The following is a 21336-nucleotide window of genomic DNA, read 5'->3' on the forward strand; positions in this document are numbered from 1 at the left end:
ATACTAGTAAAAAGTAATGAGCATCACCGTTAAAACCAACAAGAATATGACCGTCATTCCCGTTCCGGTTTTAACATAATCCATGGTTTGGTAACCACCAGGCCTCATAACTAAAGCATTTACCTGATGCGTGGGTAACACAAATGTATTAGATGCCGCTATTGCTACTACCATAGCGGCTAATCGTGGATCACACCCTACTTCAACGGCCATAGACATTGAAAGTGGAACAAGAAGAACGGTCGCACCAACATTGGAAACCACCAAAGTAAAAAAAGATGTAAGAATGCCAATAATCAACAAAAATATAGACTCAGGAACAGAGCCAACCAACACCATTATTGATGTTGCCATCCATTCAGCAGCTCCCGTTTTTTGAAATGCCAAGCCCAGGGGAATAAGCCCGCCGAGTAAAAATACCGTCATCCAGTCTATAGATTTGTATGCCTCGTCAATGGTAATTACTTTGGTTAAAATCATGCCTAAAGCACCTGCAAGGAGACAAACAGATAAAGATACATCTATCTGAAAACCTAATGATGCCGAAAGAGGTTTCAACCATAATATCATTGCAATAGTAAAAACGAGCCACCCAAAAGCAACTTTTGCTTTTTCCTCTCTAACCACTTCCCCTTTAATTTCATTTGTAAAAGCAAAACAATCTTTCTGAGCCAGCTCAAGAAATTTTTCCCATCGTCCAAACATAAGTAACGCATCGCCAGGTTTTATTATTTCCTTCGTGATTTGACTGAATTGACAGATCCCATCTCGACAAAGAACAACCGGAACAATACCATTCCTCTTTCTAAACCGGCGCTCCCTCATATTTGTACCTACTAATTGTGACCGCGGGGTGACGATGCCCTCTACCATTCCTGCGTTATTCGGCGAAAAATCTTCTGCAAAAATATCGAGCTCACCTTTAAATACCCACCCCAGATCCTTTGCACATTGACGAGCATGCATTTCATTTCCGACGATCGCCAGTGTTTCATCAGAGTGAATCAATTCATATCGAGTGGGAGCATAATTTTTCAATTTCTTTTCTGGAGAATAAACACCGGCAATGGTGACATGATATTTATCCCGCACATGCAATTCTTCCAATGTAAAGGAGCCGAAATCATCAGGTATTACGACTTCAAAGACTCCAGCTATTTCCTGATAAGTATCTGCTAATGAAGAAGGCATAATTTTGTTCTCATCCCCAGCCTCGTCTTTTGAGGGGATGATAAAACGGCCAAAAACAACGAAATAGAGGATTGCGGCAATAACAAGAGCAATCCCAATAGGTGTTTGAGTAAAAAGTCCGAGCGGCTCAATATTCTTATCAAATGTGTGCAACTCATTGGCCTGATGAATTAAGTCGTTTAAAAGTATGGTTGGACTTGCGCCGACCAATGTTATCGTCCCACCGATTATGGCACAATATGCCATGGGCATTAAAATTTTAGAGGCTGAAATTCCGGTTTGACGAGCGATCCTGCGGACAGCAGGTAGAAAAAGTGCGGCAGCACCTATATTTTGCATAAAGCTGGAGATAAAGGCGACTGTAGTAGAAATAAGTATCACTATTTTTTTTTCGGATTTTCCTGCTCGGCGTAAAATTTGACGAGCAAGTATATTCATGCAACCGGTTTTATCTAACCCTGAACCTATGATAACGACAGCTATGATTGCAACAACAGCATTACTGGATAAACCACTGATGGCTTCCTGAGGAGTAACAAGATTTAAAAAAGGTAAAAGTACCATCATAATAATGCCAACAACATCAACCCTGACCCACTCAAATACAAAAAGTAAAATAACCAGGATCAACACTGCAAAAACAAGCCCCATCTCCAATGTGAATTCACCAGTATTAATCTGATGGGGACTTGATCCAAAAGCGCAACTGAATACTCCTGAAAGAAGGACAATAATCCATGCGAATGTGAAACAATTCATTGCATTATGCATGCGGAATCCTCTGTTGATCAATTTGATAACACTCTAGTTAGGAATTATTTTTAATATTTTTTTGTACCACTATTTTCATCACAGATCGATGCAGTTCTACCGAACATTACAATCAAAATTAATTATTATTTTTTAAAAGCTTGTTTATAGGGCCTTTATTACAATCAAAGATTGAAAACAAAATGCTTGGGTTGACTCGGTTTGTGTGTTCCTTTAAAATAATCATAACTGGGGTAATTTAAAATTTATCAAGGAGCGAGACATGTCCATAATCACAATATCGAGAGGATCGTTTAGCAGAGGTAAGGAAGTCGCAGAGAAATTAGCAGCAAAATTAGGTTACGAATGCGTTTCTCGTGAAATTCTCCTCGAAGCTTCTGAAGAATTTGACATACCTGAAATGAGACTAACCAAAGCATTGCATGATTCTCCTTCGATATTTAATAAATTCAACCAAGGAAAACTTCGATACATGACGTATTATAAATATGCTTTATTGAAGCATATTCAAAATGACAACGTCGTGTACCATGGGTTAGCAGGTCATTATTTCTTAAAAGATATACCTCATGTCTTTAAGGTTCGAATACTGGCCAACATTGAAGATCGCGTAAAAGAAGTTATAAACAGAGACGGCATTTCTGAAAACCAAGCTATTGATACTATCAAAAAAGATGACGTTGAAAGAAGAAAATGGGGAATGCAACTATACGGCATAGACACCTGGGACAGCAGACTCTACGATATGGTCATCAACATTCATAAACTTCAGGTTGATGATGCTGTCAATATACTTTACCAGGCTGCAAACAAACCAGTATTTCAAACCACTGAAGAATCGAAAAGAAAAGTTAATGAAATCACTTTAGAAGCAAAAATTTACTCCATCATGATAGATTACTCATTGGTGGTTGAAGTGAGAGTAAGGAACAAGGAAGCTTTTCTATCAAACGTGGGAGACGTTTTAAAAAATGATGAAGTCATACGATCAAGAATTGAAAATATAGTTAATCAGATAGAAGGAATAGACAAGGTTACTTTTCTTGATAAGACTTCAACAGATCAAGGCCATGTCAACCCCTTTTACAATATTGAAAGCTAGCAATGGACGCATGTGATTCTGTAAAAAATTTTGTCAGACGGGTAGCTTTATGAGAGAGTCAATCAAAAATGGCTTAAAACAAAAACTCTTATACTGCTCAAAGGAGCTTGATCGGTGAGATTCAACCGCCCGCAAATGTAGTATGAGGTGCTCATCCCGGCGCTTTCGAGTTGACCCCAGCTAACACTCGAGCCGTCATCCAGGTACTCGTTGCCCCCGGGTACGCCGAGCTCCAGCTCGGCATTATGCTGGAAGAAGGCAAGATAAAGGCCTGCATTCAAGCATTTAGCCTGGAGTGAAAAAATTAAAAAGTACCCCAAACTGCTACATGCGGCATGCCTCCGTGGGGTGAATGGGCTGGACATGGTTGCTTGAATTCCTGCCTTCTCATTGCATTTCTTCTGTTTTCTGTTCTATGCCGAGCTAGTGCTCGGCCGTTCCCGGGGACAGAACCGGGCTGCTGGGTCGGCGGGGTCATAGGTCGATAGGGTCAGGTCTTGTAGGTCGGCATTTTTCCTGGGGTAAATTTTTACATGGACCTGACAGCAAAACGTAAGGCGTGCCTCTGGGAGATGGTGTAATGGGGGGGGGGGCTGGGAGTTACGGCAAGCATTGCACCATAATTGTAAAAAGCATTTAGCTGCCCAGGGAAGAAGTCTATTAAGGGAAAATTTCACGTAAAATTCTGTGATTGATGACAAAATAAAAAAATAAGGATCGATTGCAACGGGGTAACGATCCCCGCTACAATTGTTCTCCCGGGTTGCGCCCCTTTTCCGAAACCCTACAAACACCAATGTCAAGACTAGAGCGGCAAGGTCACCTCAAACACCGTATTTCCCGGCTTGGACTCAACCGCAATCTCGCCGTTATGCGCCTGGACGATGCCATAGGAGACAGGTAAGCCCAGCCCCACCCCTTCTACTGCAGATTTAGTGGTAAAAAACGGTTCAAAAATATGATCCATTGCCTCTAGTTTTATTCCCGCCCCATTGTCCTTAATTGAGATCACCGCTTTTTCCGGGTACAAGGCAGTGAGTATGGTGAGTACGCCACCGTTTTCCTTCATCGCATCGATTGCATTGAGGATGAGGTTGATAAAGACCTGTCGGAGCTGATCTTCCACCGCATTGATCATGATCTCCTGCTTATCGTAAAGTTGAACAAGTCGTACTTTATTTAAAGAGAGTAAACGTCGGTGGAAAACGAACAGGCTATCCAGAAGGTGATGGAGATTAAATGTTGTTCTGCTTCCAGAGGTGGGACGATTAAACCGTTGGAGATCGCGTATAAGCCCTCTCATGCGATCACACTCCTTTTCTGCCATAGACAGCAGCTCGGTATCTTCTTCTTTAAGATACGAACGCTTAAGAATATCTCGCATGGCAAAGCGCATGCCTAGGAGTGGGTTGCCAAACTCGTGGGCAACGGAAGATGCCAGCTTTCCTATGGCGTCCATTTTCTGAGCATGATGCAGTTGCTGCTCAAGCTCTACCTGTTGGGTAATGTCGCGGGCAAAATGCAGCGTAGCCGCTATTTTGTCCCAGGTTATCCGTACTGAGTTAAGGTGAATCCACAGCTCTTCCTGATTGTTGTTGAGGATCTTGAAGGTGTGGGTTTCCGGTGATACATTTTCCAATGTCCTTTGATAGTGCGCAAGAACGTCCTCGCGATATTCGGGATGGAGCAAGTCGGCAATGGGCAGAAACGCAAGTTCATGCATGGTGTACCCCGTCATCTCGAGTGTTCTCGGATTTGCAAAGGTAATCCGGCCTTCTTGGATAATGAAAATACCATCATGGGCGTTAGAAAAAAGGAGCCGATATTTATTTTCACTCTCGCGCAGAGCTTTTTCAGCCTGTCGCCGAATATCTTCCTGCTGCTGGAGAGCCGCGGCCATTTTATTGTACCCTTCCACCAGGAGATTTTGATGTCCGGCATCCTGCCGGTTGACTATTCGATAACTGAAATCTCCCTTCATGATTTTATCGAAAGCCGTTTTGATCCTTCGGTTAACCGCATCCAGCAGAGAAGCTCGCGGCACTGTTACCAGAAAAGTCCAGTTTATGTCGGGGACAGTGCCGTAATAGGCAAGGAGTTCCTCTCCGTCTCTCCCCTTTAAGCGCAACTCTCCCTGCTTGCCACGGATCAAGCCGGCTGATTGTAAAATGGCTAAATCTCCTCCCAGACTATTTAGTTTATGCTGAAACAGGCTCCCTTTTTCCTTGTCGATTCCAGCCTCAATAGAGGGGTGAACAATAATATTTTCATACTGGTCAAAAATACAATTTTCCTGGCCTGCTACATACGATTCATCAATATAGTCCTGATAAAGGGTGTTCATGGGCAGGTCAATGGACCAGGCACCGATAAACCGCTCTTCATGATAAACCGGTATGGATACCGAAAGAATAACCCCTTCTCCTGCATAGTCTATGCTGGGCAGTGTCCATCGAATTGCCCGCTCGGGATTGGCCTGGGGGGTGACCGAGGCAAAGGTATGATAGGTCAACCAGTTAAAATCGGGAGTGATGGCTGTTACCTGGTCGATATAAGGGAATTGAATTGAAGTGTTGGTGACATCCTGATAGTAGATCCAGGCGCTGCCGGGTAAACGGGAATGGATCTCTTGGACAAAGGTTCCTATATCGCGCAGGCAATACATTCGGGAACGAGCATCTTCCAGGTCTTTGATTGCCGGATCCCATGAATGGCTGATAGCGTCTTTAGGTGCCACTCCCTTTCGGAATTGTTGAAGCAAAGGCAAACTCAGCCAAAAGCCGTCAGTATCGACACCAAAGCCTTCCTGCTCCAGCCAAGTGTCAATGTCCTGCTGTGTATGGTGCTGTTGGGCCAGCAGAATAAGGGTCAGCCGTCTGAGCTCATAGAGCGCATCGTAGTGACGGGTGATATTATTTTGCAGCAGCGTAACTGTCCGGCTAACCTGCAGCCGAATTAATTCGGTTTCGCCTATTGTTTTTTTCAAACCATGCCTGCCAGTGCTCTTGTTTCTGGTTATCATCAACATTTCCCCCATTCGTCTCCCTCACTCGGAAAAACCGGGAAAAAATCAACCGGTCCCATGTACCGGCTGTGGATAAACACACCGTGAGGATTCGGCCTCAACAGGTCGTGTGTCCGGGCTGCCTGCTTATCGTTTGGCATTCATGGATTCTGTAAATACCCTATTCTCAGCAAGGAAGCCAGCTTCGTTGCAGGCCTTTGTGCATATTTTTTTCCCAATCACACTGGGTGTGGTTTGCTCTCAGCAAACGGAGAGACTTTTTCAGCAACCAGACCAATGTTTACAATGATAGCAAGCTCACAGGGAACGTTCTTTTTTCCTACCATGGGCAAGGAAAACAGGCACATACATCCATGCTCCGGGAATTGAAGGTAGGTTTCGGAGCGCATCAATCACCTGCTGGTCTTCAGCTTTCCACAAATGCATACGCTTCAGGGTCTGCTCTTTAAAGCTGAAAGCAGCGTCTACAAGTGCATTCATGGGAATTTCTCTTGATGTTATAGGCACCACTTCTGTGTTGATGGCGGTGAGGCCTTCACCAAGCATCAAGTCGCCGAGTTTTCTACCGATGAATCTGTCGCCGCCCATTCCAGCCTGTGCCTCGGCGGTTCTCTGCTGAAACCCATAGAGGCCCGGAGGTTCAGGGTGAATAATGACCCCCCTATCATCAACATCGAGAATAAAAATCAATCCTCCTGGTCGGGTAACCCTGTCCAGCTCTGCCAGTACCTCCGATGGGTTGGGCAGATGTTGAAAAACAAAACGGGCATTACAATAATCGACTCGATCATCTTCCAGCGGTATCTCTTCTCCTCTTCCTTTTACAAAAGTACACCTTTCCGACACCCCAGCCTCCAGCGCCGCCTGCGTTGCCGTATTTCGCAGCATATCATCCGGCTCGACCCCTATAAGCCGACTGTTGGGGAACATTTTTGCCAACATAACAGAAGTCAGTCCAGGCCCAGATCCCAGATCAAGAAAAGTACTGTTATCGACACATCCTATTTTGTTAAGCCAATACCTTTCAATTTCTTCCCCCATCCAGGCCTGCTTTTGCAGCCGTTCCAATTCTCTTTCCGGATCATCCAGTGTGGTGATTGCATATGAATCGTTGAATTCTTCTTCCCCGTGTGTGCCATTGCCGATGAGTTGTTCATTTCTTTTATAGTAACGACTTGAAGCACGTTGATACGATTTTATATAGTGCAGATGCATCATCTGCAACCGGGAAACTAGTAGAAGATTAAGATTCATACTTAACCGGCTTGCGAAAGAGGCGTCTTGTTTACCCATCACCTCAAACAGGTTGGAGGGCAATATCAAAACCTCTGAGTCTTCCAGGGCAACGAGAGAGGCGCTGCGAGTCCCTCCGATGAGCGCTTCTGCCTCACCGCACAATTCTCCGGGTCCCAGCACTGCAACAAAATGGGGATCAGCGTCTTTATCAAAGGTAATCCCAAGTTGGCCGGAAAGAAGCAGCCCCATGCTCTGTTCGTTTTCGCCTCTATTGAAAAGTCGCTCGCCTCGCTTGATACGAATATTAGGGTATCGTCGCATGTGCTGCATAAGGCGCTGCATTTCTTCCGGGGAAAACCCTTTGAAAAAACTGGTTGTCGGTGACGACCTGAAACTATGAGCTATCCCTGCCCAAAGGGCCTTTTTCTGCAAAGGCGTGACAAGAGGGTCTTCCCATTCCGGGAAAACTTTTTTCAATAATAGAGCGGTTTTTCCACCATCATCCTCCCTGGCAGAGGCAAAACGGCGCAAAGGGCTTCTTACTTTTTTTAGATAGGCTTTATCCTGGGAGATTAAAAGCATCGGGAGACGTAGCCCAGCATCTGCATAAAGTCGCTTGGGAGCCACATAAGGACGATACCCTAATTGATAATAAAGATGCACCAATGACAGTTCCGATAAACAGATATCAATGCTGTACCCAAGCGCGATGCTGCGTTTATAGAGAAAATTAACCAACAGTGACACGACTGTTGTCCCGCGATAGCCTGGATCAATCATCAGGCCACTGGTATAACTCACTGACGCTTGGTCAAGCGTTTGCAGAAGCGGTTCAAGCTTAAGGCAATCACGCAGTTGCCGGGGGAATACGGATTCTGCTGCGGAGTTATTGCGGATAGCTCCCGCAATACCTCCCGTCTCTGTATCTTTTGCAACAATCAGGTAGGCATTTGTATCAAGTTCATCACTGTATATTTTTTGCTGGTGATCTATCCCAGGCAGTTGTTTGTTCAGTTCTTCTGCATAAATCGTATATCGAAAACCGAAAAGCTGCTGACGCTCGGCTTCGGTTGTAACTTCCTGAATGGCGATGGTCATATGCTCACTGTGGTTTGAGTGGAAAAGCTGTTCGGGTGTCCAAAAGCTCTCTTGTAACTTGAGATAATTCTAGCAGGATCAAAGGGTTCACAACAAGTGCTTTTATCGGTGCTGCTTCAGCGGCCTTCTTGAATATAGACACCAATTCCTCTTTTGCCTATATCTCTGCGGGTAGCGGGAGACGTGATGAGTCCTGTTGTCTCTTCTGTTACAAACCGTTGGAAAAACTTATGCAAACGCCATTGACTCTATTTTTGGCCTTTTCTTTCTGGTCTCATGGCTGTAGTTTACAGCTGGACTGTTTGCTGTAATATTGTCATTCATTTAACCATCTATTCATCTGAAATCATAAAAAAAAGCCGCGCAGCTGCTACAACACGTAGTTACCTGATAACATCAACATTAACCATATAAAAAGGACTGGAGATGCATGCTCACTACTTGCAACATGTATCTTTTGAAGGTCTCGGCAGTATCGAAACTTGGCTCCGAGATGCTGGATATGAAATAACAAACACTCGTTTCTACGAAGCTGGGGTGCTTCCCAGTATTGCTGATATTGACCTGCTCGTTATTATGGGCGGCCCCATGAGCGTGAACGATGAGATACAGTATCCCTGGATGGACAAAGAAAAAAAATTCATAAAAGAAGTCATCCAGTCAGGGAAACCCACTCTAGGTATTTGCCTGGGCGCGCAACTCATTGCCGCTTCAATGGGTGGGGATGTTTTTCCAAATTCGGTGAAAGAAATTGGATGGTTTCCAGTGCAAGCCACTAAAACGGACAGCACTACTTTTTTTCAGTTTCCGAAAGAAATACCAGTATTCCATTGGCACGGGGAAACATTTAACCTGCCGGAGGGGGCAGTTTCAATCGCAGAAAGCAAAGGTTGTAAAAACCAAGCCTTTCAGATTGGAGACAGTGTTATTGGGCTTCAATTCCACTTGGAGACAACACCTGGTTCAGCGCAGGCCATTGTCAAACACTGCAGAGATGAACTCGTGGACGGTGCCTACATCCAACGCGAGGAAGAAATTTTAGCGACACCTCAAGAGCAATATAAGGCCATCAACAAATTAATGGGAAAAATCCTGGAATATTTACATACAAGGAAAGGCTAAAGCGCATATTGCGGGTGTACAGAACAATCACATCATTCAGGTAGAAATATAGCCCAGCCAAAGGAAAGACACCACAAAGCTTTCTACTCAAAGGCGTTACCCTACCAGATGGACAAAAGGTGATCATGTTATGAAAAGGGGGACTTGATGCGCAAAATAGATCGTGATGCAAAAATTTTGATTCTCGGAGCAGGCGCAGGGGGACTTTCGACTGCGCACTACTTACGACAGTACGGGTACAAGAACGTTACGATCTTTGAAAAACTAGGCCGTGTAGGCGGATTGTGTCGGTCCATTACCGAAGACAACCAGTCTTTTGACCTGGGTGCCGCAGTAGTTTCGCCTGACTACGGCGAAGTACTCAAAATGGCTCGTCAGTACAGGATTCGCCTGGAAAAAGCTATTGGTGCGGCAGCATTTTCTATGGATAACGGAAAAAACGAAACTCCTTACCATCGGTTGTACGACTATCTGGCAGGCGGCTCCTCATTGATCCGACACTTACGCTACCTGCTGCTCTGCCTGAATTATCTGAAAAAACGTTTTTTTCTTCGCGATGTGTTTCGACATCCCGGGTGGGCAGGCATCACAGCGCACCCGGATTTATGCGTTACGTTTTCTGCTTGGTTAAAAAATAACCATTTAGAAGAATTGAGCCGTCTCTTCGAAATACCCATTACCACATTCGGCTACGGTAACCTCGACGAAATCCCCGCACCCTATGCGCTACGCTACATGAGCACCAGGACGCTTGTGGCTATTTTGCTCAGTAGTGTAAAATTCTCTCGATTCCTCCCGGGCGTGCTGTTGGTGCGGCGATTTACATATGGCTTTCAAAGATTTTGGGAGCAAGTGGCCTGGGACTTAAATGTGCGGCTGAATGTCGAGGTCAAGACAATCAAACGAAATGAGGACGGAATCACTGTCACTTACACCCATCCTATACAAATGCTTGGCGACCAGGTGAGCCATGCCATAGACAAGGCCCAGTTTGACCATCTGATTATCTCTTGTCCGCTCTTAAAAAAAGAGATGGAAAAAATGATGGATCTTACCGAAGAGGAAGCCTGGCTGCAGTCGAGGACACAATTTATCCCGTACGCCGTCGCATCCTTTGAAATTGCCGACATGGTTTTACAGGAGCGAGTTGCCTTTCACCTTCCTCTTCCTCCCTTGGGGGAGCCCATGATCATTTCCCAACCGCACCCGGACAACGAACTAATGGCCTTTTACGCACGGCTGTCCTCTTCCAACCCGACAGAGGCTGATGAACATAGGCTGCGTGAACATGTTGAGCGCTACGTAAAGGCATTTGGCGGAAAAATTAAAACCGATGATGATTGGCACTCTTACGATGCATGGCTCTACTTCAAACACGTCTCTGTGGATGAGTTCCGTGCGGGCTATTACGACAGGTGGGAAAAAATCCAGGGAGAAAACCGGACCTTTTACGTGGGAGGGCTGTTTGATTTTGATTATGTGGAAGGCATAGTTTGTTACAGTCGTGCCCTTGTCGAACAACATTTTATAAAAGAAATATGACGCCACATTTATCACTCTTCTCTATCCAGCTTACCGTACAGGTTGGGATGGCCTGTGCTCCATGGCATAAACGAGGACCGGAGCGTGTTGAAATGAAAGGACAAACAACCCGTAATCCCCTGGAGTAGCCAGAAGACAGCGAATCTAAAAAAATGGCAAAATGCTCATGAGCAATTCGCCATAAAGACCCAATAACAGTATTCAAAAACAATTAGCAAGTAACCTCTTTCTTGAGTTCCTTCCCTGAAAGAGATTTCCAGGTTTTGGCACACATCTTTTAACGAGGATGTTGCCGTTCTTTTTCCACGACTATTGAGAGCCTCAACATGAAGATATGGGTAGATGCAGACGCTTGCCCTGCAGTGATCAAAGACATTTTATATAAAGCTGCAGAACGAACAGGCACAATGCTGACACTGGTTGCCAACCAATTTCTACGAACACCGCCATCACCCTACATATGCTTTGTCCGCGTCTCTGCTGGTTTAGATGTTGCAGACAATGAGATAGTGAAAAAAATGAGCGCCGGTGACCTGGTCATCACCGCCGACATACCCTTGGCGGCAAATGTGGTGGACAAAGGGGGCTATGCACTGAACCCCCGTGGGGAGATGTATACCGCGGAAAATATAAGAGATCGTCTGAGTATGCGTGATTTTATGGATACTCTTCGCACAAACGGTATAGAAACAGGCGGCCCGGCAACACTCAACAAGCGGGACCGGCAAAATTTTGCCAACCGCCTTGATGCTTTTTTAAACCAACATGCCGGAAATAAAAATCGAATGTGACGGGAAAAAACACGTTCTCATGACCAATGAACTTTAACCCACAAAGAAGAGAAGATTCGGGGTGGGCAGCAATTACAGCCCACCTCCGTCCTCTCCCTTTACAAAGCTACACTATTGAACCAGAATGGGAAACTATCAAGTACCCCCAACTTCTGTTCATTCTTTCCCTTCGTTTTCAGCTAGTTGTTGTTCTTGTTCTATATCCATCTCCAGCGAAATAGCAGCACCAGCCTGTGCAATCTTTTTGGCCTCTTCCGATGCCAGATCAATATTTTTTGCTTCCTCTGGAAAGTCCACGATAACTTTACGGTGAGCGTAATAAATACCCTTTACATTTAATGCCTCAGTAATACGCCGATACGCTTCTCGTCTAATAAGAAACTGTTTGCCCGGCTTGGCCGTAAATTTGACTTTAATAACCATAACAGAATTGGCTATTTCATTGACCCCCTGAGACTTTATAGGCAGGATAAAATCATCGCAAAATTCCGGTTCACTAAGCATAGCCTGCCCGACTTTCTTGATGATTTTACGAACTTTGTCAACATCGGTATCATAAGGGAACTCCAAGGGAAACTTGACAACTATACCGCCACGCATAAAGTTGGTTATAGTTCCCAGGTCACTATGCGGTACGACCTGGAGCATTCCAAGATGGTGCCGCAACAGAACATTTCTGAGTGATATTGCCTCTACCGATCCTTTAATGGAACCGGCCTGGATATATTCTCCAACTCGAAAGGCATCATCTAAAAGAAAAAAGAAACCGGAAAGAACATCGGAAACAAGTTTTTGGGCACCAAAACCGACTGCAAGCCCCACCACTCCGGCTCCGGCAAGTAATGGTCCAATATTCACCCCAAAAGATGAAACGACCACCAGGACAACCATTACAATCAATACGCTGGCAATCACTTTCCGTAGCATGGGCAAAAGAGTATGACTTCGGCCAGTTGGAACTGCACCACCGAATTCGTCGTCAGAATCTTCAGCACTTGCGTCATTTTTGGGAGTAGCATCTTCTATCTTTTTCTCGATATACGATGAGGCATACTGCCAGAAAAGCAAAGCAAGGGTAAGCACGACCAGCGATTCGAATATGGCCCTTATCGCATGTTGAGCAAAGGGTAATGGGTAGCCCCAAAGATTGAGCAGCCACGCTACGAGTACACAAAAAACAAATGCCTTAAAAAATAAGTATGCCTTGTCGACAACTTCTCGTTTTTTCTCCTCCGAAGTTTTGGCTTGCTGCTCCTGTTCAGCACCCACAGGTGATTGCTGTTCCCAAATTGCAGGTTCACTGGCTGCAAAAAGATCCAGTGAGTCTACAACCGAACATATCACTACCTTGCCGATACTGATGACTCCCAGATAGATTGGCAGAATTAATACGCTGCCGATAAGAGCGCCATCATGCAAAGCTGTGCCTGTAAGCTCCTGCGCTACCCAGATACCCCAGCATACCAACAGGTAAAACAGGAAAGGAAAGAGCCAGTAATCTGCCAGCTGCATTTTTAAGGTTTCCTGTTCCGCCCCCTCTTTAAGCACAAGTGCAACCTGTTTTTGCATGCTGAACAATTGATAACCGATCGAACACATCATCAACGTTCCAAAACCAATAAATAGCCATGATACGGTTTGCTCCTGAACGCCCAATTCCATAAAATAACGGATAAACAATACGCCGATAAAGACAATCGAAAACGTTGATCCCACTATTTTTACAATGGGCGTGACCAGCTCTGTAGGAATTGATATCAGACGGTTACCTGCATCATCGGCCGAAAATGCAGCCCTGGTGCAAAAGACGACAAATCTTGTTATCAAAAACGTGCCCAGCAGCAGCTGGAACAGCATTTTATTGTGAACTGATATCCACCCCACTGTCAGCACAAAAAAGACTGTTGATACAATCCCAACGATAAACAGTTCCACACACTTTGGTATCAGATGTAATAAGGATACAGTGATTTTTGCCCACAATTGATCGTTGGGAATGTTTACCGCCTGCAGCCGCATAATATATTTTTGAAATGCTCTGTTTGCCCATAACATTGCAAGATATCCAATGGCAATAGAGACCATGGACAAGAGACACATACGTGCCACTCCCCACAAACCTTTTTCGCCGCCGGACTCATTGAGGACTGTCGTAATATCTCCAGGCACCCTAGATACAAATGACACAACGGTAACCCTTTTTCCAGCCTCATCTTCACTTTGGGGCAGGGAGTCAAGCATACGGAGCCAACCACTTAAAAAATCACTTTTTTGATATACTTGCCCATTAGCTTCACGGTGCCTGCTATCGCCAACAGTGGTGGTCACTACGAGTTGCTGACCATCAGCAAAGTTCGGACCTTCCCCAGCTAAAATACTGGAAATATTAAATAAAAATAAAAACAGCACGACAACAAAGAACTTGCGATATAACAGTTTACGCATAACTATTTCCATTGGCATTTGTGGTTAATGAGTTGAGGCAATGTACCCAGAGGACATCTGCTCTAAAACGATATATATATCTTTCGATTTTCTTTAGAGAAGTAAATGCACGGTATGCACAGAGTCTCCATCCGAACTGGATAATTCATACCGGGTGGAACTTAAATTATGCTGTTTCAAAATTTATTTGTCAAATTCATTTGTTGCATACATTCTTTGCGGTTTTGTTATGATTTCGACGGGGAACTGATTAAGCAGCTAAAGCCGTTGGCTCAACATAATAAAAGTATGCAAAAGCATATCACTATCTGCATATATCTTCATTTCTCAGGACTATTGCCGCGCAACAAAATAACGTACTGTCACCCACCTGAAATTATGAGCAAAAAAGAAAAAGCATTTCGTTATCTCATGCAAAAAGCAAAGGGTACCTTGAAAAATTAGCATTTTCGATGAAGAACAAGGGATGGGGAAAATGTTAACACAGGCATACACTTAATATCGGATTCTTCGCTTATCTCAGAAGATACAATGTTGGATGGAACAAAGAAGTTGGACGAATCAGCAACTGTTCAAGAGACCCTTAATCAGTAGCAGGCAAAGCACTGTTTTGTTCAAATGCACTGTCTGCCGGCGTCATTGCTCCATAGGTCGCAAGCCATTTTGCGGTAAGTTGCGACAAATGCTTCTGCTCATCATTTTTCAGGCCTTCGGGGTCAAACCGTAACCGCTGGTGCAGATGAAACATCTGGGTGAGGGCAACAATATCAATATGATGTTGCTGCTCAATTTTTTCGGCCCAGGATAAAAAAGACTCATTTTGCTTGCGCGGTATCCCGTACTCTGACACCTTTTCCATGACCCTATAAAATGGCGAGTCCACTACCGTCACCTTTTGCCTCTCCACCTGTGCTTCAACCCGTCTGGTCTGCGCATTCATTCGTCGATAGATCCGAAAAATGAGGATAAGTGTCAGTATGACAACAACTACAGTCAGAACTATTGTATAATTCTGCTCTGTTCCTATGCGGAAATGATCGTATTTTAATTTGAAATACGAAAAAAGATCCTGCAACTTCTCGAACCTGGCTCCATTTTCTTTTTCCAGAGCTAACCAATTGGCCGGGGTAGTATCCACCACCACCCATCGGCCATGGACAAAGGCTTCCGCCCAGGCATGACTGTGCCGATCCCGCACCACATATTTATTTTCCAAGGTGCTTTTCTCTGACACCACATATCCTGTCACATACCTGCTGGGAACCCCTGCCTGCCGCAACATGAGTGCTGTAGCAGTCGCAAAAAGCTCGCAATACCCCGAACGATCAGAGAGCAGGAAACGCTCAAGCGCAGAAGCATACTGTCCAGGGGCAACGGAACGTAAGGAGTAAGTGAAACCGTCTCCAAAAAATTGTCGTACCTGCTGTATCTTCTCCTCAACTGTAAGATGATCAAGTTGCAAGCCGTCTACGATTGGAGCAAGGTAACGTTTTTCATCCTGCTGCACAGCAAGATTTCTGTACGAGGGTATGTCAACAGGTGGAAATACATCAGGACTAAAAAAAATAGTATAGCGTATTAACGGAGCCCCATCGACAATCCTCACAATCCCATCCTTTTTTTGAGAGAGTTCATAAAGAGTGGTCCCTGTTACCCGGTAACTGCCATAGGGTTGAGGTAACAATCCCTGCTCTTTGGGAAGATAATATTCTATGGTTGCCTGCTTGTCGGGCTTGTGCGGTTGCGGTTGCAAATCCCAGCCTAAGTCGCGGAGCAAGAGGTATTCGAACTGTTTCTTACTGTGCCAGGTATCTTTATGATACGTCGCATAACTTGCCTGCCGTAACAGTCCCGGCGAGATCCCATTGTTCGTGACCCGCAATATAATTTTACCCGAGAATTTTAATTGCCCAATATTGCCATAGGAGAGGTGGGATTGAAATGGATCGGTATACTTCCCCGCATAATATGCGCGCATCAGATGCCTGGTTTTCTCCCGTACGTACTGATGCGCGGTCTCGGCAACCTTGAACCCAAAAAAGCCACCAAGCAAAACAACAATAAAAGCCAAAGAAAAAACAAATCTGGAAAATCGGCGCCCCCGATTAACAAAAAGCAACCAAAAGAGTAATCCCGAGGCAAAGGGGAAAAAGAGAAGAGAGCGGCTATTGGCCATGGCTGCGGCAACAAGGCATACTCCCAAATAATATATTTTAAAATCCAAGGGCTCATGGGCATAAGCTTGCTTACGCCGAAATCCAAAACGAGTGCCGATAACAATCTCGCTCTGCCCTGTATAAATTTGTGCAAGAAGCAGCGGCAGCAGAACAGCTGGCTGCCAGACGATCACTGTCTTTAAAAAATATACTTTATCCACATTAATCAGAACAATTGCCGCAGCAGCCAGAAAAATGATGGATGTCAGATCGGAAACCCGTATAAAATCATCCTGTTCCAACTTCCATCTTCTTCCCATAAAATGCTCTGCGCCAATAATCGCTGCCAGCAGCACACCAATAAGAACATGTTTACTTTCCAGCCCCCAAAAAAGGACTGCAGCAGCGAGCAGTAACGTAGGAGTACTCATTGTAAGTCAACAATTTTTATTGCCGCATCAACAGGAAAAATCTTTGCTTCATGCAGCATGTGGCGGTGCAGTTTTTTCCGGGTAAGTTGTTCATCGGCTGTAACAACAATGACCTTGCAGCTTTTTTTTTCTTGAGCCAACAGGCGTACCAAATCTAACCGTTGCTCATCAACATCGAGGAGAATGAGAATCACCCCGCTCAACAGAGGGAGATTCGCCATGAGCGTTTTTGTCATGGTCTGAAAAGAAAATGCGCTACAGGCATCAGCGCATGCCAGCGCTTCGAGGAGACTATATTGATCAGTATTACCTCTTCCGCAAGACAACGAGACCACACCTGACTGACCAGCTAAAAACATATCAACAAGGTTAGTCGTGATATCCTGATCAATGATTATCGATGCTGCAACGGAAAGAACATCCTCAAAAACGGCACCCCCAGGCTGAGTCGTATAGGTATCGACCACCACCCCGTATCTGGAAAAATATTCATCTTCAAACTGCCTGATAATGGTTTCCCCCGTTCTAGCGGTCGCTTTCCAATCAATATGCTTGACCGGGTCACCCGAAAAATATTCACGTAAAGAGACAAATTCCCCTATATCGCCACTCCCTGCTGCGGCTGTCAGCCCCCCCTGATGGTATTTTCTTGATTTTGGTGGTTGTCCGGATACCACAGGATAGCGCTGGGGCAGGGCAAGCATTTTACTAGGAGCACTCACAAAAAAACTTTTTTTAAAAAGACCAAAAGGATCCAGAGAAAAGAGCACGTAACCGGTTAAAGAAAGGTAGCCTCTTCTCAATGGCACCAATGAAATCTCTACAGCTTTCTTTTCACCTGGAAGTAAGTCAGGCAGTTGGTGGGACTCCAGTTTGACACCAACTATCTTTCTCAACAGATCCCGCCACTGGTAATAACCCAATTTGCTGTCTACGACATTTCGCTTGCTCCCTTCTTCTTTGAGACAAACAAGATATTCCTGATAGGTCGGCAGACCGCTTCCTCCCTGTTCTCGAAAAAAAACACCAGCTACTGCCTGGGGGCAGTTATTTTCCGCCTCCAGCACGTAGGCAATTTTTTCTCCAGTGGTACAGGTTTTGGGCAGTATTCTCCGTACTCTCACCTTGGGGGTGGAAAAAAAAGACATGAAAAAGGCAACAATCATCACCCCAAAGCAAATCGTGGCCAGTTGATACATCATGGTCTGTCTGGTGTTCAACCCAAACACCATCACCAACACGGTGAACAGGACTAACAATCTGCCCAAGGGTGTGGTCCTGGCATGCAATCGTTGCTTCAGTCCGGCAACGACCCTGTAAAGGGTATAGAACCTGTACCTCATCGGGGTTGAGGAATCTGCTCAAGAATGGAATGAATAATTCCCCGGGCAGTCAATCCGGAAAACCTCGCCTGGGAAGTTAGTTGCAGTCGGTGTGCAAGCACATATGGCGCTGCTTCCACAATGTCATCTGGAATGACGTATTCTCTGCCGCCAAACAGGGCCAGAGCCTGAGATATTCTCATTAAAGCAAGCGATGCTCTGACACTGGCACCAAGCAAAACACTTTCAGCCTTTCTCGTCCCGCTGACCACATCTACAATATAGTACTGCAGCTCTTCTGAAATTCGGATGTGGGCAAGTGATCTGGTGACCTCTCGGACCTGCTTTTCCGAACTTACCGGAAGTACCGAGTTCAGAGGATGGTCGACAAGTTGGTCACCGAGCACTGTTACTTCTGCATCTCTATCAAGGTAACCAGGAGAGAGTTCGATCATGAACCTATCCATCTGGGACTCGGGAAGAGGATAGGTTCCGTGAAACTCCACCGGATTCTGGGTAGCAATGACAAAAAACGGTACAGGCAAAGCGTAAACCTTTCCCTCAACCGTCACTTGCCGCTCTGCCATAGCCTCAAGCAGGGCAGACTGAGTCCGTGGGCTTGCCCGATTAATCTCGTCAGCAAGCAATATATTTGTAAAAACTGGGCCTTGAATATATTCGAAACGCCCACTATTTTGTCTGTAAATAGAGACACCTAGAATGTCTGACGGCAGCATATCAGGAGTGAACTGGAGCCTGCCAAAGGCCATATCAATAGATTGAGCCAGACTTTTAGCAATAGTTGTTTTTCCCGTGCCAGGCACATCCTCCAGCAAAACATGTCCACCGGCAAAAAAAGCTGCCAACAGCAATCGTACAGTTTCGCTTTTGCCCCTGATGATAGTTTGGATCTTCTCTGAAACTTGGGTATACACGTCAAAAGCCTGGGAAAAATCCGCAGGCAATGTTTTTGTTTTCATTTCCATCGTATTTTCAACCATGGTTAATTTTCGTTATTAATTGGGGGTACTTTGAAAAATTATATTTTTCAAAATATTCTTCAAAGACATTGCCGTACTCCTAAAAAAAAGAAGCTGTCTTTTTATCCTTTCAAAAAGCCTGTGCCCATATTATGGGTAAGAGAAAAGATTGTCTCCCTGGGTAGTTTTTATACTTTAACAGTACCCTAATAACGGGTAACAACTACAAGAAATTTCCGGAGGTAACATGAAAAAAATATTCCTTGTTCTTCTGCTCTTCTTTTCCATGACCGTTTCAGCCCAAGCAGTTGATGGCACAGTGAATGTAGCAAGTAGTTTCTCAGTACAGGCAACAGCAGATCGACTGGAAATTATAATGCAAAAAAAAGGGCTGACGGTATTCAATCGGATAAAGCACTCCGAAGGCGCTAAACTCGCCGGCATTGATTTACGGAAGACGGAGCTCCTTATTTTCGGTAATCCGGTTGTCGGGGCACCCTTGATGAAATGTCAGCAGACTGTGGCTATAGACTTGCCACAAAAAATGCTGGTCTGGGAAGATAAAGATGGCAAGGTATGGATTACTTACAACAGTCCCCAATACCTGCGTGACCGCCACACTATTTCAGGATGCGACAAGATTATAGCAAAACTGGAAAAAGTCCTGGCATCGATTAGCCTGTCAGCCTCAACCGAATAAGTCCAGCGAGGTAAGATCCTCAACCGCACAAACAATTCTGCAGACTCGCTACATCTCTAATCACCACCACCCAAGGATTTGCAATTGCTTCAATATTGCACCATACTGCTCTATAACCTGATTGTGACACTTGGCTGTCTATTGCTTCTACCACTGCTCTTGGTAGGTGTTCTCTCAAAACAAAAATATAGAACACGAATCGCTAAACGTCTGGGTTGGGGACTCCCCATTATCCATCAACAACATCCCTACAAACAAACCATCTGGATACATGCCCTGTCCGTAGGTGAGACCACCTCAGCCCTGCCCCTGGTGAAAGGACTGCGCGCTGAATACCCCGATGCATTGATCGTCTTTTCAACGACCACTCGTTCAGGGCAGACTCTTGCCGATACTATTATCAAACCACACGCAGATGCTGTCATTGCAGCACCGCTGGATTTCCTGCTAACGATTAACCTCTTTATCCGGTCTATACAGCCCGATATCTTTATATTGACAGAAACAGATTTCTGGCCGAATTGGCTTTTCCTGCTCAACCGACAATCCATCCCAACAGTGCTTGTCAACGGGCGAATTTCACAGGAGTCGTTTATAAGGTACCGTCGATTTGCCTGGTTCTTCAAGCCCCTTTTTTCCGGCTTCACCGTACTCAGCATGCAGACTGCGAACGATTGTCAGAATTTGCAAAAACTGGGAATAACTTCGTCAAAAATTCATACGTTGGGAAACCTGAAGCTCGATACCCTTCTCCTGAAAGAGTCTCTACCAGATACTGATGTTTCCCAGCTTAAGCAGTATTATGGTTTACTCCCCGATGCACCGGTGCTGATATGCGGCTCGACCCATGATGGTGAAGAAACAATTCTCTTTAATGTATTTGCCAGGCTCAAAAACACTTTCCCCGAACTGCAGCTTATAGTTGCTCCCAGGGACATAGGCCGAAGCGGCGAACTCCTCGAACTGGCGCACAGCTACAATTTCCGCTGCGCCCAAAAAACCTCTTTAGCCCTCGACGCACCCTACGACCTCCTCATACTTGACACTCTTGGCGAATTGGCCGCTGCCTATCAGCTGGCAGATGCAGCCTTTATCGGCGGCAGCCTTGTTGCCCTGGGAGGGCATAACCCCTTAGAGGCAGCCGTGTTCGCAATCCCTGTCTTTTTTGGTATCCATATGGAGGACTTTTCAGAAATCGCAGCGGAACTGGTTCATTGTGGAGGCGGGATACAAGTTCCCGGAGAGAAAGAGTTACTGGAATCCTTAACTCATGTTTTTGCCGACGCTTTGTACCGGGAAGAAAAAGGAAAACAGGCCAGGCAGTGGGTCCGCGCCAATCAAGGAGTGGTGAGGCGTCATTTGGACTTACTTCTAGACTTACTTCCCCCCAAACTGGGGAAGTGAAGTAAAAAAAGGAGATCATT

General features: G+C 45.2%; 15 protein-coding genes. 8 read left to right on the forward strand and 7 right to left on the reverse strand.

Annotated features, from left to right (window positions below):
* Window positions 1-3 precede the first annotated feature (3 nt).
* A complete protein-coding gene (locus tag ACHZCY_RS06875; protein ID WP_319548297.1) occupies window positions 4-1962 on the reverse strand; it encodes an SLC13 family permease in 1959 nt (652 codons plus the stop codon).
* A 262-nt stretch (window positions 1963-2224) separates the two neighbouring features.
* Between ACHZCY_RS06875 and ACHZCY_RS06880 the strand changes: the two genes are divergently transcribed.
* Together ACHZCY_RS06880 and ACHZCY_RS06885 are read left to right on the forward strand one after the other, a co-directional pair.
* Window positions 2225-3064 (forward strand): cytidylate kinase-like family protein, encoded by an 840-nt coding sequence (locus tag ACHZCY_RS06880; protein WP_319548298.1) that lies wholly within the window; start codon window positions 2225-2227, stop codon window positions 3062-3064.
* Between the two features lie 170 nt (window positions 3065-3234).
* The gene (locus tag ACHZCY_RS06885; protein WP_319548299.1) at window positions 3235-3363 is read left to right on the forward strand and encodes a hypothetical protein; all 129 of its coding nucleotides are present in this window, start codon (window positions 3235-3237) and stop codon (window positions 3361-3363) included.
* Window positions 3364-3869: 506 nt separating this feature from the next.
* On the opposite strand, the gene ACHZCY_RS06890 is transcribed toward ACHZCY_RS06885, so the two are convergent.
* Together ACHZCY_RS06890 and ACHZCY_RS06895 are read right to left on the reverse strand one after the other, a co-directional pair.
* On the reverse strand, window positions 3870-6086 hold the full coding sequence (locus ACHZCY_RS06890; protein ID WP_319548300.1) for an ATP-binding protein: 2217 nt from the start codon (window positions 6084-6086) through the stop codon (window positions 3870-3872).
* Window positions 6087-6386: 300 nt separating this feature from the next.
* Window positions 6387-8423, reverse strand: coding sequence for a methyltransferase domain-containing protein (locus ACHZCY_RS06895; RefSeq protein ID WP_205221846.1), 2037 nt, complete (start codon window positions 8421-8423; stop codon window positions 6387-6389).
* Between the two features lie 426 nt (window positions 8424-8849).
* On the opposite strand from ACHZCY_RS06895, the gene ACHZCY_RS06900 reads away from it, so the two are divergent.
* The 4 genes from ACHZCY_RS06900 to ACHZCY_RS06915 all read left to right on the forward strand — a co-directional run bounded on the left by ACHZCY_RS06900 (window position 8850) and on the right by ACHZCY_RS06915 (window position 11878).
* Window positions 8850-9545 (forward strand): type 1 glutamine amidotransferase, encoded by a 696-nt coding sequence (locus ACHZCY_RS06900; RefSeq protein ID WP_319548301.1) that lies wholly within the window; start codon window positions 8850-8852, stop codon window positions 9543-9545.
* A 147-nt stretch (window positions 9546-9692) separates the two neighbouring features.
* Window positions 9693-11087, forward strand: a complete 1395-nt coding sequence (locus ACHZCY_RS06905; RefSeq protein ID WP_319548302.1) for an FAD-dependent oxidoreductase — start codon at window positions 9693-9695, stop codon at window positions 11085-11087.
* Window positions 11084-11215 (forward strand): hypothetical protein, encoded by a 132-nt coding sequence (locus ACHZCY_RS06910; protein ID WP_269755821.1) that lies wholly within the window; start codon window positions 11084-11086, stop codon window positions 11213-11215. Before ACHZCY_RS06905 ends, ACHZCY_RS06910 begins: the two co-directional genes overlap by 4 nt.
* Before the next feature lie 198 nt (window positions 11216-11413).
* On the forward strand, window positions 11414-11878 hold the full coding sequence (locus ACHZCY_RS06915) for a YaiI/YqxD family protein (protein ID WP_205221849.1): 465 nt from the start codon (window positions 11414-11416) through the stop codon (window positions 11876-11878).
* 156 nt (window positions 11879-12034) lie between these two features.
* Here ACHZCY_RS06915 and ACHZCY_RS06920 read toward each other — a convergent pair whose 3' ends face one another.
* The 4 genes from ACHZCY_RS06920 to ACHZCY_RS06935 form a co-directional block, all read right to left on the reverse strand.
* Entirely contained in the window at window positions 12035-14323 is a 2289-nt protein-coding gene (locus ACHZCY_RS06920; RefSeq protein ID WP_319548303.1) for a mechanosensitive ion channel family protein, read from the reverse strand.
* Window positions 14324-14906: 583 nt separating this feature from the next.
* A complete protein-coding gene (locus ACHZCY_RS06925; protein ID WP_319548304.1) occupies window positions 14907-16910 on the reverse strand; it encodes a transglutaminase-like domain-containing protein in 2004 nt (667 codons plus the stop codon).
* Window positions 16907-18253 carry a DUF58 domain-containing protein gene (locus ACHZCY_RS06930; RefSeq protein ID WP_319548305.1) on the reverse strand — a complete coding sequence of 449 codons (1347 nt, stop codon included), beginning with the start codon at window positions 18251-18253 and terminating at the stop codon, window positions 16907-16909. The genes ACHZCY_RS06925 and ACHZCY_RS06930 overlap by 4 nt, the downstream gene beginning before the upstream one ends.
* The gene (locus ACHZCY_RS06935; RefSeq protein WP_319548306.1) at window positions 18250-19233 is read right to left on the reverse strand and encodes an AAA family ATPase; all 984 of its coding nucleotides are present in this window, start codon (window positions 19231-19233) and stop codon (window positions 18250-18252) included. The genes ACHZCY_RS06930 and ACHZCY_RS06935 overlap by 4 nt, the downstream gene beginning before the upstream one ends.
* 226 nt (window positions 19234-19459) lie before the next feature.
* On the opposite strand from ACHZCY_RS06935, the gene ACHZCY_RS06940 reads away from it, so the two are divergent.
* Both ACHZCY_RS06940 and ACHZCY_RS06945 read left to right on the forward strand, forming a co-directional pair.
* A complete protein-coding gene (locus ACHZCY_RS06940; RefSeq protein WP_319548307.1) occupies window positions 19460-19912 on the forward strand; it encodes a DUF302 domain-containing protein in 453 nt (150 codons plus the stop codon).
* Between the two features lie 84 nt (window positions 19913-19996).
* The gene (locus ACHZCY_RS06945) at window positions 19997-21316 is read left to right on the forward strand and encodes a 3-deoxy-D-manno-octulosonic acid transferase (protein ID WP_319548308.1); all 1320 of its coding nucleotides are present in this window, start codon (window positions 19997-19999) and stop codon (window positions 21314-21316) included.
* Window positions 21317-21336: the final 20 nt, after the last annotated feature.

Origin of the sequence: Desulfogranum marinum (genome assembly GCF_963675105.2) — a bacterium.
Classification (GTDB): domain Bacteria; phylum Desulfobacterota; class Desulfobulbia; order Desulfobulbales; family Desulfobulbaceae; genus Desulfogranum; species Desulfogranum marinum.

Excerpts from the sequence above, each read along its gene's own strand:
- ACHZCY_RS06875 (WP_319548297.1), bottom strand. The coding sequence starts at position 1,962 with ATGCATAATGCAATGAATTGTTTCACATTCGCATGGATTATTGTCCTT.
- ACHZCY_RS06880 (WP_319548298.1), top strand. The coding sequence starts at position 2,225 with ATGTCCATAATCACAATATCGAGAGGATCGTTTAGCAGAGGTAAGGAA.
- ACHZCY_RS06890 (WP_319548300.1), bottom strand. The coding sequence starts at position 6,086 with ATGATAACCAGAAACAAGAGCACTGGCAGGCATGGTTTGAAAAAAACA.
- ACHZCY_RS06895 (WP_205221846.1), bottom strand. The coding sequence starts at position 8,423 with ATGACCATCGCCATTCAGGAAGTTACAACCGAAGCCGAGCGTCAGCAG.
- ACHZCY_RS06900 (WP_319548301.1), top strand. The coding sequence starts at position 8,850 with ATGCATGCTCACTACTTGCAACATGTATCTTTTGAAGGTCTCGGCAGT.
- ACHZCY_RS06905 (WP_319548302.1), top strand. The coding sequence starts at position 9,693 with ATGCGCAAAATAGATCGTGATGCAAAAATTTTGATTCTCGGAGCAGGC.
- ACHZCY_RS06910 (WP_269755821.1), top strand. The coding sequence starts at position 11,084 with ATGACGCCACATTTATCACTCTTCTCTATCCAGCTTACCGTACAGGTT.
- ACHZCY_RS06915 (WP_205221849.1), top strand. The coding sequence starts at position 11,414 with ATGAAGATATGGGTAGATGCAGACGCTTGCCCTGCAGTGATCAAAGAC.
- ACHZCY_RS06920 (WP_319548303.1), bottom strand. The coding sequence starts at position 14,323 with ATGCGTAAACTGTTATATCGCAAGTTCTTTGTTGTCGTGCTGTTTTTA.
- ACHZCY_RS06925 (WP_319548304.1), bottom strand. The coding sequence starts at position 16,910 with ATGAGTACTCCTACGTTACTGCTCGCTGCTGCAGTCCTTTTTTGGGGG.
- ACHZCY_RS06930 (WP_319548305.1), bottom strand. The coding sequence starts at position 18,253 with ATGAGGTACAGGTTCTATACCCTTTACAGGGTCGTTGCCGGACTGAAG.
- ACHZCY_RS06935 (WP_319548306.1), bottom strand. The coding sequence starts at position 19,233 with ATGGTTGAAAATACGATGGAAATGAAAACAAAAACATTGCCTGCGGAT.
- ACHZCY_RS06940 (WP_319548307.1), top strand. The coding sequence starts at position 19,460 with ATGAAAAAAATATTCCTTGTTCTTCTGCTCTTCTTTTCCATGACCGTT.